The following is an 11,280-nucleotide window of genomic DNA, read 5'->3' as shown; positions in this document are numbered from 1 at the left end:
GCCGTCGTGCTGGCATCGATGCTTGTGGTCCCGCCCATGACCGCCCTTGTCTCCGGCGTCGGAGTGGTCATGTTGAATCTCATCCTCGCGCTGAACCATCGGCCCGGACGGTATCTGGCCTCCTAGTATTAGGAAGGCCTGGCAAGATGCTTCACGCTGAAGTGGCGCGAATCGCGGCCAACTCCTGGGCAGCCCGGCTGAATGAACAGGTAACAAGTCAGATGGAGGGGTACCACGTGTTCCCCAACAATAGTGAACACCGACGGCTTACGACCCTGGCCGAGCATGAAGTCCTCGTGGAGCTCATCGCTGGAAGCGATTCTGAGGCAGCCGGTAACCATGCCTTCTGCCACGTGACGGGCGCAGGGGATGAAGCGCTGAGGGCGATTGGCAGCGTAACCCTAACCATAGCGCCTCAGACCGGCCCGAAGTGACACCAGCCCCGCGCAGAACGTCCTGGACGTGGCTTTGGATACTGGTTGGAGGAGCACTTTTCACCCAGACGGCACTGAATGTCATACGGCCCGTAACTACATACAAACTGCTCTCACTGGGCGCAGACCCGACGATCCTCGGATTCGTGACAGCCGCGTACGCTCTGGTCCCACTCATTACGGCGTTGTGGTTCGGCCGCATCAGCGATCGGATTCCGGACCTTCGCTGGCTCGTTGCCAGCGGCGCCTGGCTACTGGCCCTAGGGGGTGCCGGGCTAGCGATGGCGTCCAACATACCGCTGGTAGCCGTGGCCAGTGCAGTGCTTGGTCTGGGCCACCTCGTCTTCACCATCGCGGGACAAACAGCTGTTGCCCGCTATTCACCCCCGGGGCGACTGAACACAGGATTCGGATGGTTCACGGCCGCGTACTCTGCAGGACAACTTGTTGGCCCTCTTATCGGCGGTACTTTGCTAGGGACCGAGATCGGTGTCGACGCGGCGGACCGCGAAGAAAACATCGCTGCTGCGCTCTGGGTCGGCGCAGCACTATCAGCAATAGCGGCGCCGCTCATGCTGCTCCGCCGTCGCCTGGGCAGCAGGTACACCAATTCAGGCAGCAAGAGCGGCTCAGCCGAGGAACGTTCACCGGAGGAAGTTCCCACGGAGCAGAAGTTTCTCAATCCGGACGGATCTGTCACTCCGGCCACATTAACCGGCGTTTTGAAAGTACGGGGAGTGCCCTCCCACATGCTGGCATCTCTGGCGCTGCTCGCAATGCTCGACATACTGACAGCCTTCCTGCCACTGGTCGGAGAACGGGCAGGTATCTCACCAGCTGAAGTGGGTCTGATGCTGGCGATCAGAGCCATGGCTTCAATACTTTCCCGTGTCTTGATCCCATGGCTTTCCACGCTATTGTCTTCGCGCGCACTGCTGTTGATCAGCTTGTACGGCTCGGGACTCGCGCTGATCTTTCCGCCGTTGTTCATAGATCAGTTCTGGTTGGCAGCCTCGTTGCTCGTCCTCGGCGGGTTCTGCCTCGGCCTGGGACAACCGCTTACTATGACGCTGGTATCCATGTCCGTACCGCCGGCTTGGAGAGGTGCTGCCCTTGCAGTGCGCCTGACCGGGAACAGGGCAGGGCAAGTGGTGATGCCCCTGGCTGCCGGCTTCATCGCCGCCCCTCTAGGCGCCGCCGGCGCCATATGGTTCACCTGCGCCGTGTTGCTTCTGAGCGGCTGGCAGAAAACAGTCAGGCAGTAGGGCCTCATCCCCAGCATCGGGGTGATCGTACGGACGGAGGAACGAGACACTATGACCGAGAGGTCGATCGACTCACTGTGGGAGCTGATGCTCGCGGAGCGGGTTGCCCTGGCTGAGGACCTGGCCGGCCTGACGCGCGAGCAATGGTGCCATTTCACGTTGTGCGGGGAATGGGATGTGGAACAAGTGGTCGCTCACCTGACGGCAGCAGCAAGCCTTGGGCAGTGGCAGTGGATACGCAGCATGATCGGTGCCGGCTTCCGTCCCCACCTACACAACCAGCGCCGGCTGGAGGAGCAGCTGGGAGACACTCCCACTGAAACGCTGAACCGGTTCCGCGCCGTCATCGACAGCCGTATCGCACCGACTTCTGACATCGCAGCGTTCCTGGGCGAGGTGGTTGTGCACGCACAGGACATCCGCCAGCCGCTCGGGCTCACCCGGGAACCTCGCGTTGAGGCGCTGACCCCAGTGGCAGCGTTCTTCGCGAGTCGGAACTTCGCCGTCAACAGCCGAACGCTTGTCAGGGGCCTGAGGTTGAAATCCGACGACGGACCCTTTACTGAGGGGGCGGGAAGCCTGGTCACCGGGTCCACACTGGCCCTCGTCATGGCGATGGCTGGCCGGTCAGCTTACCTCGACGCGCTGGACGGCCCGGGTGTGCCGGTCTTGCGTTCGCGAATCAGTACTCGCCCAAGCTGAAGTACGTCATTATGTCGCCGGGCCGGATCCCCCGGGTTCTGCCGCATTCGGAGCCATTCCGCGGCGTGTTGCGCTGCGACACGCCATCTCATCGTCAGCACCTGGGGAACGTGGTTCATCTACCCGCTAGAGGAGGAACGCCGCCTCGGTCTTCGAGCAGATGTCCTTGAGTTGGCCGATCTGGGAGTCGCTCAGCGGGATGCCGCCCTGGGCCGGGGCTCTCAGGGTCGTTCGTCGTGCCGGCGGCGTGCGTGGATGAACCCACGCTGGAAGCCGTCAGCTCCAAGGACGTTGGCTATATTGCACTGTTCGGGGCCGGCGCCGCGGTTGGACGGTGGTCCGGATTCTTGCCCACCTTTTGAGCAAACACCCGGGCACACACGCTTCTGGTTGCCATCGACGTCATCCTTCTATCCGTCCGAGTACTCTGACCCTGGCAGAATGAGACGTCGCTGCTCGCTCCGGAGCCGAAGCCGTTGCCTCGCGCTGGCGGCTCGCCACGGTGTCGCCGGGGCCACGTGTGGTGACCCGACTGCTTCCGGGTGCCGGACGCTCCGAAAGGTCATCCCATCGGCACTAGCCGGTGATATCAGAAACCTGAACCGTGCGGCCGGTCAGTGCCGCTTCTCTGACCGCTTCCACAACCGCGAGTGACTGAGCCCCGTCCATGACGCTTACGGCTGGAGGGGAACTGCCGCGGACCACCTCGATGAAGTGCTCAAGCTGTCGAGAGTATGAATCTCCCATGCCCGTGGCCTGGTAACTCATGCACAGCGGGTGGTTCCAGTCCGAAATCCCTTGGTAGTAGTACTTTGCCAATTGAGGGAATTCGAGTGCGGCGCGCGTGCCGGCTATCCGGTAGCAGGACAGCGAGGGATTGAAGGGGAAGGCCGGATCGTCTTCGGTCACCTGATCCCAGCCCCACGGTGCGACTGCGGAGTCGGAGATGATGAATGAGCCCAATGCGCCGCTTTCGAATTCCACAATGACGCTAGCGGTGTCCTCCACCGCTAGCTTGCGGGCGGCGCTACTCGTCTTTGCCTGCACAGAGATGATCTCTCCGCAGAGATGACGGAAGAGGTCCAGATCATGAACCAGGTTGATGAGCATGACGCCGGCACCGGGCATCCTGCGCCAGGCCTGGTCAAAATAGGAGTCCGGTTTCTTGGTGAGCCAGGTGCCGCTGACAGCCACGATGTCACCAAGCTCTCCTCTGGCGATGAGGCCGTGTGCAGCTTCAACCGCCGGATGGTGCCGCCGATGGTGTCCCATCAGAATTGGAGTGGTTGCGGAGTCAGCAGCCTTGACCAGCTTTGCAGCTTCCGAGTAGGAGATTGCAATCGGTTTCTCAAGAAGCGCAGGCACACCGGCGCTCAGGCAATCCAGCGCCGTCGCAACGTGGGACCCGTTCGGATTGGCGATGATCACCGCATCCAGTTTCTCCGAACTAAGCAGCGTCTGGTGCTCGGCGAAACAGGGGACGCCGTATTCCTCCGCAAGGGCAGTTGTTGCCGGATCGGCGACAGCGACGAGCGTCGCCGATCCGTTTCGACCGAGGATGCCGGCGTGTTTGCGGCCCATGGTGCCGGCGCCGATAATCCCGATCCGTAGGGGCTCGGTGCGGGCCGCCGGTTTCGCGCTCACTGTCAATGCCCCGGACCTAATCAGGAGGGAAGCGCGGCAACGACATCAATCTCTACGAGAATGTCGTAGAGATCCGACCCAACGGTCGTTCGCACGGGGTATGGGGTCGGGAAGAACTCCATGTAGGCCTCGTTGTACTCTGCGAAGTCCCGTTTGAGGTGCTGCAGGTGCGTGGTGACCTTGACTACGTCGGCGAAGGTGGCGCCGGCTTCGGTGAGGACTGCTTCGATGTTTCGCAGGACCTGACGGGTCTGCGCCGCAACACCTTCGGGCACCTCGCCTGTGGCCGGATTCTGCGGACCGAAGCCCGCCGTATAGAGGAAACCATTTGCAACGATTCCCTGGTTGTAAGGTCCAGCCGGTGCCGGAGCGTTAGAAATGGTGATTGCCTTCTTGCTCACGATGATTCTCCTGTTGAGTTTGATTGATGCGGATAAGTGCTCGGATACTTCGGTCAGTCTCTGCTGCCACGCACGGCTTCCCGTACCTTCTCTTCCACAATTGCGGCTTCGCCGTCCTGAAGGAGGTCCGGCCCGATCCAGAAGCCGTATGCCGATCCGTTGCGCTTATCTGGATGTACGGCTATCCGAGGCGCCGCACCATCCAAAGCGGCTAGTACGCGCGAGGCCCGCGAGCTGTCTGGTATACCGACATAGAGGCGGGGGACGGGTTGACCGGCCTCATTGAGCAATTCCGGTTGGAGGATCGCGCCGGGAAGGTCGGCAAGCGCCAGCGCCCACGCATCGACGGTGGCCTGCCACTCTTCGTGCAACGCCGCGTGATCAAGATTCACGAAGCGCTCGACGGCGGCCACCAGGCCAGCTATCTCTTCCTTGCCTGCCTTCATTGCACGCGCCCAGCGCTGAAAGGGAGCGCCGTTCTGCCGGGCGGCCTCGATGATGTCCGGGTTGCCGACCATGAGTCCGCTCGCCTGAGGACCCCGTAGGGCCTTGCCACCCGAAAAGACCGCAATGTCAGCACCTAGATCTCTCGTGAAGTGCCATAAATTCTCCACCGGCGGAAGTTGAGCGGCCGCGTCGACAATCACCGGAACTCCCCGGGATTTGGCTATGCGCACCACTTCGGGCAGCGGGAGCGCGACCTGCGGCAGGTGCGGACCGGCGACGTAGAGCACGGCTGCCGTTTCTTTCGTAATGGCCGCCTCCAGCTCCCATTCGAACGTTTGTTGGATATTGCCGATCTGCCGCACGGTGACTCCGGACAGGGCTATGGCCGCATCGTAGGGGATGCGGTGCGCGGCATGCATGATCACCTCGCTTGGTGCATGCTCCCTGCCGGGAAAATCACGCAGGACGCTGGGGTCGCCCTTGGTGCGGATGCCCAAGAGGACGAGCACTAGTGCAGCAGCACAGCCTGAGGTCACATAGGCGGCTTCGTTCCTTGTCAGTTCGGCAATGCGTCTGCCGGCCGCGAGATGAAGTTGGTGCATATCGATGAAAGATCCGGCGGCATCACGCATGGCGTCCAGCACTTCGTCGGGCATAAGGGACCCGCCGAGGGCGGTGAACGTCGTTGCGGCATTGATGACAGGTGGTACGCCGAGGTCTGAATAGATGCCCATGGTGCCTTTCGAAGGAATCAACCTAGTTGACGGGAGATGTTGGAGGCGGTGCTCTGAAGGTCGTTGAGATGGGTCATCAGATCATCCAGTGTGGCCACAACCTTTATGGAAGTGAGCGAGATTGCGCCCACAATGCTCCTGCTTGAGTTGGTGACCGGCACCGCGATGCAGTTCACAAAGTCCTCGAACTCGCCGTCATCGACACCCCAGCCTCTGGAGCGGATCAGGTCAAGTTGCTCATCGAGTGCCGGGCGGGAGGTGATCGTCTGGGGCGTGAACCCTGTCCATTCTGCATTGGCGAGGATGGTGTCCCGGCGGGTGGAGGGGAGTTGGCTCAAAATGGCTTTACCAACGCCGGTGCAGTGCGGCAGGACTGTCTTGCCGATCCGCGAATACATCCTCACACTGTCCCGGCCTTCCACTTTGTCGACGTACATGACCGTAGATTCCACCAGTTGCGCAAGGTGGATGGTGTTCCCCGTCTTAGCCTGCAGTTTGCGAAGCTCATCATGCGCGACTGCGGGCAGGTCGAGCCCGTCCAGAGCCTGTTGCGCAATGGAGATGACCTTGGGGCCGATGCTGTAGTGGCCATTTGCCCTGCGCAGCACAAATCCGGCGTCTTCGAAGGTCTGGAGCTGTCGAAGAACCGTAGAGCGATGGACATCGAAACGCCTCGCCGTCTCGCTGAGACTTCTGGGCCCTTCTGACAGGAACTCCAAAATTTCGATAGCCCTCTGGACTGCCTGAGACATGTAGACCCCTTATATACTGATCGCGCTCTGACAATTTTGCACACGTATGTGCAGCATATGCAACATTAACGAGAATGCGAAGTGATGCAACATGGCCGGTTTGATACTGCGTGGCGGTTCAGTGATCGATGGCCTGGGTGGGCCGCGTTATCGCGCGGATGTTTGGATTAAGGACGGAAGAATCGTGCGCATCCTGGAGCCGGGAAGCGCTGCCGAAGGTGAAGACCTGGATGTCACCGGAATGATCGTGGCTCCGGGCTTCATCGATATGCACGCGCATTCCGACCTAGCTGTCCTTTCAGATGCCGAGCATGTCTCGAAGGTGGCACAGGGCATTACTTTGGAAGTTGTGGGCCAGGACGGGCTCGGGTACGCACCGGTAAGTGATGACGTCATGGCGGTGACCCGGGAGCAGATAGCCGGATGGAATGGGAAACCCGACCTGGATTATGCCTGGCGCAGCATCGCACAGTACCTTGCCGAGGTTGATAAGGGTTGTGCCGTGAATGTCGCCGTTCTGGTTCCGCACGGGACTGTCAGGATGAACGTCATGGGCACCCAGGCCCGTCCGGCGACCGTTGACGAGCTGGAGCAGATTCGAGCGTTGGTCGCCGAGGGCCTGATGGATGGGGCCATGGGGATGTCCACCGGTCTCACCTATACGCCCGGCATGTACGCATCAGACGAGGAGCTCGTTCACGCACTGGGTGCAGTGCGGCAGATTGGCGGGTACTACTGCCCGCATCACCGCAATTACGGAGCTGAGGTGGTCGAGGGATACGTCGACTGCATCGAGATTTCCCGCAGGGCCCAAGTGCCGCTTCACTTGGCGCATTGCCACATCAACTTTCCCCAAAACAAGGGCCGCGCGTCGGAGGTCCTTTCCGCCCTAGATCGGGCGATGGCCGACGGTCTGGATATCACCTTGGACGCCTACCCCTATCTGGCCGGCGCGACGTACCTGGCTGCCCTGTTGCCGAGCTGGGTCCATGAAGGCGGCACTGATGCACTGACTGGGCTGCTGAATGATCCGGCTGCGAGGGTTCGGATTCTGCACGAGATCGAAGTCGAGGGGTCGGATGGACATCATGGCGTCCCCATGGATTGGGAAACCATCGTCATCGCATCCACGCAGAACCCACGAAACGCCTATGCAGTGGGGAAGACGATTGACGAACTCGCAGCGGAAGCTGGTGTGCCTGCCGGAGATGCGTTCCTAAATCTACTTCTCGCTGACAAATTCGGTGCTGGGTGTCTGGTGCAGGTGGGCAATGAGGAAAATGTCCGATCCGTCATGCGCCACAAAGCCCATACCGTCGGCAGTGACGGAATCTTGGTGGGTGAGAAGCCCCATCCCAGGGGATGGGGCACTTTTCCCCGGTTTCTCGGGCACTACGTTCGCGAGCTCGGAGTCCTCACCCTCGAGGAAGCCGTGCTTCACGCCACGTCCCGTCCTGCACGGCGTCTGGGCCTGACGGACCGTGGTGTTGTCGCGGAAGGCAATTGGGCGGATCTTGTGGTTTTTGATCCGGAACGCATAGCGTCGCTGGCCACTTATGACAGTCCGAAAGTCGCGCCGGAAGGTGTCCATCACGTGTTCGTCAACGGCGTAGCCACAATCGAGCGCGGTGCACGTACTGCTGCTGTGCCCGGGAGGGCAGTCCGCCGCCGCTAGAGCCAGAACGACCAGCCCTATTTACAAAAATCGTCGGCACTGACAATATGGCATATACCGCAACACGTGTTGCAACAGGTGCACAACCAGGAGTCGTTAGTGAAAAACAAATCAGTAATGAAGAACGCGGCGTCGCTTGCAGTGTTTGCGCTGGCTCTCACGGCCTGTAGCGGCGGGGGCGGGGGAGCACAGGACGACGGCCCGGCGGCGGAAGAAGGCGGAACGCTCACCTTTGCCAATTGGCAGTGGCTGGAGCCCGGCCGGGGCGAGGACATTCTGGCTGCTGTGAAGCAGTACGAAACTGTCAACCCTGCCGCCACCATCGAGACCCAGGAGATCACCCGGGCCGACTACGAAAAGACGGTCAGCACCCAGATTGGATCGGGAGGCGGCCCGGACATCATGATCATCCCCGATCCGTTCTTCCCGGAGCTTGCGGCCTCCGGTGCGCTCGAACCCCTTGACGGAATCCTTGACCCGGAGAGCGAAGAAGCACTTCGTCCGTCGAATGAGACCTACCAGTTCGAAGGTGAACAACTGGGTCTGGTGTGGGAGGCAGTGCCATACGCGCTTTTCTACAACGACACCATCATGTCCGAGGCCGGCGTCGAACCTCCGGGCACAGCAGAAGAACTGGCCAGCGCGGCCAAAACGATTCAAGATGAAACAGGGAAGACCGGTTTCGTCGTCCGTCACCAGCTCAATGAAGAAGCACCTTGGTGGACTGACTACAGCAACTGGGTCTACGGGTTCGGTGGTGCGTGGTCGGACGGCGAAAACCTCACCATCAACAGCGAGGAAAATGTCGCCGCGGCGGATGCGTACCTCAATGCCTATAACTCAGGTGGCTTCGGTGTCGGCGACGACGCTTCTACCTACCGCAGCAAGTTCGCAGCCGGTGAGGTCGGCATGGTGATCGACAACTCTTCAGCTCTCCTCACCATGGTTTCAGGGGACGGTGTCGAGTCCTCAGAGGTCTCTGCCTCAACCCTGCCATTCCCGGGCGGCGGCTCCGCCTATGCCGGATTTGCTATCGGAATCAATGCGAATTCAGATAACAAGGAGCTCGCCAAGGACTTCATCAAATGGATGATGACCGCTGACGCGCAGTCCACCTTCGTCGAGGCTTTGTTCCCGTCAGGCATCGCCACAGACGTCGAGGCTCCCGCAGAACTGGTTGAGGCAAACCCCTGGATCGAAGCGTTCTACGAGCAACTCGATAACTCGTCGTCAGTCGTCATCCCGGGTTTTGAAACGCAGACCCCGCAGGTCCGCACCATCGTCCTGACTCAGGTTGAGCGGATGCTGACCACAGGCATCTCCGCCCAAGAGGCCATGGACGCAGCCCAGCAACAAGCTGAGAACCTGGCTCCCTAGCCTCTGTGCAGGGTGTCCGCCGGGAGTGCCGACCGGACACCCTGCCCTATCGAGAGAACTCATCGATGACTACCCACGCCCCAACCAGAGACCGTATTCCAACCGCGGATCCGCCACCCAGGAACAAGCGCAGACGCTTCAGCTGGACGCCCTACTTGTTCATCGGGCTGGCCGTGCTCTACCTCGTATTGTTCGCTGTCGTTCCCCTGCTCAAGGGCCTAGACCTGAGCTTCACCGACACGCGTCTCCTCAATCCGACCGGCGGTACCTATATTGGCTTCGAGAACTATGAGCGGCTACTGGGCAGTGGCGCTTTCTTCAAGTCTGTCCTCACCACGCTTGTCTATACAGCTTTCACCGTCGTCGCGTCCCTCACCCTGGGAACAATCTCAGCGTTTGTCATCAATCGCAAGTTTCCCGGGCGTACGTTGGCACGGGCCGTCATGGTCATGCCCTGGGCTGTGCCCACAGTGGCAGTCGTCCTGGTGTTTCGCTGGATTTACAACGACTCCTCGGGCGTAGCAAACGCGGCCACAACCGCCTTGGGCCTAGGGGAGCGCGGATGGCTCACAGACCCGGATTACGGCATGTTCTCGGTGGTTGTCGCCACCGTATGGAAGGTCACGCCCTTCGTGATGCTCGTGGTTTTGGCCGCCCTGCAGTCCGTGCCGGAGGACCTCTATGAGGCCACAAGAGTCGATGGAGCCGGTAGTTACAGCACCTTCAAGCTCGTTGTCTTACCATTCCTGATGCCCACCCTGCGCGTCGTCGGCTTGTTGATGACCATCTGGTCATTCAGGCGGTTCGAAATCATCTGGCTGCTCACCGGCGGTGGTCCCGTAGATGCGACGACGACGATTGTCATCGACGTTTACCGGCAGGCATTCAACAACAGCCAGCTCGGCGTGGCTGCCGCAATCGGCATGCTGGGGCTTGTCCTGTCACTAATCGTCACAGCCATCTACTTCGTGCTCGAATTGCGCGCCAACAAGCAGAACGGAGCGAACGCATGATCGGTCGTCGTCGCCTGGGCACAGGGATCCGGGCGCTGCTCGCGTTGCTGCTGACCTGCCTGGCAGGTTTCCCCCTTTACTGGATCATCAACACAGCGATGACCCCAACCGATGTCTTGTTCCAGGGGGGACAGAATCTCGTCCCTGATTTCTCCCGCAGCCTGCAGGTATTCTCGGTACTCACCACTGACACCCCGTTCCTTCGCTGGATGGCCAACTCAGCCTTCGTGGCGTTCGGCACAACACTCCTGAGCCTTCTGATGGCGACGATGGGCGCCTATGCCCTGTCCCGCTATAAGTTCGTCGGCAAAGGACCCATGGGTTTCCTTTTCTTCGCCACGCAGATGCTTCCCGAAGCATTGCTGGTTGTGCCGCTCTACTCGTTGTTCGCGGCGCTGGGCCTGCTCAACCAGCTGCACGGACTCGTCCTTGTGAACACAGCATTCGCTATGCCGGTAGCTCTTTTCATCCTCAAATCGGCGATCGACAACATTCCATATGAACTCGAGGAATCCGCCAGGGTCGACGGCTGCAGCCCTCTGAGCATCCTCCAGGTGATGGTTGTCCCGTTGGTTGCACCCTCTATGGCGGCGGCCGCGGTCATCACCTTTTTCGATGGCTGGAATGAGTACCTGTTTGCGACCACCTTCATCGAGGACAGGTCGTCATGGGTTGCCTCCACAGGCCTTGCCTCCTTCATCGGTGAATTCTCGACGCCGCTGGACACCGTTTTCAGCGCTGCCCTGGTATTCACCATCCCGGCTGTTGTTTTCTTCCTTCTCATGCAACGCAAGATCGTTTCCGGGCTAACCGCCGGATCAGTAAAGGGATAGTTC

General features: G+C 60.4%; 11 protein-coding genes. 7 read left to right on the top strand and 4 right to left on the bottom strand.

Annotation, left to right across the window (positions count from 1 at the left end; translation table 11 throughout):
* Positions 1-146 precede the first annotated feature (146 nt).
* From RIF85_RS05290 to RIF85_RS05280, 3 genes are read left to right on the top strand one after another with little or no spacing between them, the layout of a single operon-like run.
* Complete coding sequence (locus RIF85_RS05290) at positions 147-434, top strand: FCD domain-containing protein (protein WP_309070868.1); 288 nt, start codon at positions 147-149, stop codon at positions 432-434.
* Positions 431-1,699 (top strand): MFS transporter, encoded by a 1,269-nt coding sequence (locus RIF85_RS05285; protein WP_309070867.1) that lies wholly within the window; start codon positions 431-433, stop codon positions 1,697-1,699. Before RIF85_RS05290 ends, RIF85_RS05285 begins: the two co-directional genes overlap by 4 nt.
* 51 nt (positions 1,700-1,750) lie before the next feature.
* Positions 1,751-2,401 (top strand): maleylpyruvate isomerase family mycothiol-dependent enzyme, encoded by a 651-nt coding sequence (locus RIF85_RS05280; protein ID WP_309070866.1) that lies wholly within the window; start codon positions 1,751-1,753, stop codon positions 2,399-2,401.
* A 576-nt stretch (positions 2,402-2,977) separates the two neighbouring features.
* Here the strand turns inward: RIF85_RS05280 and RIF85_RS05275 are convergent.
* Genes RIF85_RS05275 through RIF85_RS05260 form a run of 4 tightly spaced genes read right to left on the bottom strand, consistent with a single transcriptional unit; the run spans position 2,978 to position 6,379 of the window.
* On the bottom strand, positions 2,978-4,045 hold the full coding sequence (locus RIF85_RS05275; protein ID WP_309070865.1) for a Gfo/Idh/MocA family oxidoreductase: 1,068 nt from the start codon (positions 4,043-4,045) through the stop codon (positions 2,978-2,980).
* A gap of 20 nt (positions 4,046-4,065) precedes the next feature.
* Positions 4,066-4,446, bottom strand: coding sequence for a Rid family hydrolase (locus RIF85_RS05270; protein WP_309070864.1), 381 nt, complete (start codon positions 4,444-4,446; stop codon positions 4,066-4,068).
* Between the two features lie 53 nt (positions 4,447-4,499).
* Entirely contained in the window at positions 4,500-5,627 is a 1,128-nt protein-coding gene (locus tag RIF85_RS05265) for an aminotransferase class V-fold PLP-dependent enzyme (protein WP_309070863.1), read from the bottom strand.
* Between the two features lie 17 nt (positions 5,628-5,644).
* Complete coding sequence (locus RIF85_RS05260) at positions 5,645-6,379, bottom strand: IclR family transcriptional regulator (RefSeq protein ID WP_309070862.1); 735 nt, start codon at positions 6,377-6,379, stop codon at positions 5,645-5,647.
* Between the two features lie 184 nt (positions 6,380-6,563).
* Between RIF85_RS05260 and RIF85_RS05255 the strand changes: the two genes are divergently transcribed.
* The 4 genes from RIF85_RS05255 (at position 6,564) to RIF85_RS05240 (ending at position 11,277) form a co-directional block, all read left to right on the top strand.
* Positions 6,564-8,054 (top strand): D-aminoacylase, encoded by a 1,491-nt coding sequence (locus RIF85_RS05255; RefSeq protein ID WP_309070861.1) that lies wholly within the window; start codon positions 6,564-6,566, stop codon positions 8,052-8,054.
* A 99-nt stretch (positions 8,055-8,153) separates the two neighbouring features.
* Positions 8,154-9,431 (top strand): sugar ABC transporter substrate-binding protein, encoded by a 1,278-nt coding sequence (locus RIF85_RS05250; protein WP_309070860.1) that lies wholly within the window; start codon positions 8,154-8,156, stop codon positions 9,429-9,431.
* A 65-nt stretch (positions 9,432-9,496) separates the two neighbouring features.
* Complete coding sequence (locus RIF85_RS05245; protein ID WP_309070859.1) at positions 9,497-10,444, top strand: sugar ABC transporter permease; 948 nt, start codon at positions 9,497-9,499, stop codon at positions 10,442-10,444.
* A complete protein-coding gene (locus RIF85_RS05240) occupies positions 10,441-11,277 on the top strand; it encodes a carbohydrate ABC transporter permease (protein WP_309070858.1) in 837 nt (278 codons plus the stop codon). The genes RIF85_RS05245 and RIF85_RS05240 overlap by 4 nt, the downstream gene beginning before the upstream one ends.
* The last annotated feature ends 3 nt before the right edge of the window (positions 11,278-11,280 follow it).

Origin of the sequence: Arthrobacter sp., from assembly GCF_031179385.1 — a bacterium.
Taxonomy (GTDB): Bacteria; Actinomycetota; Actinomycetes; order Actinomycetales; family Micrococcaceae; genus Arthrobacter_D.
Note: the sequence above shows the minus strand (reverse complement) of the source record. Positions and strands in the feature narration are given on the sequence as shown.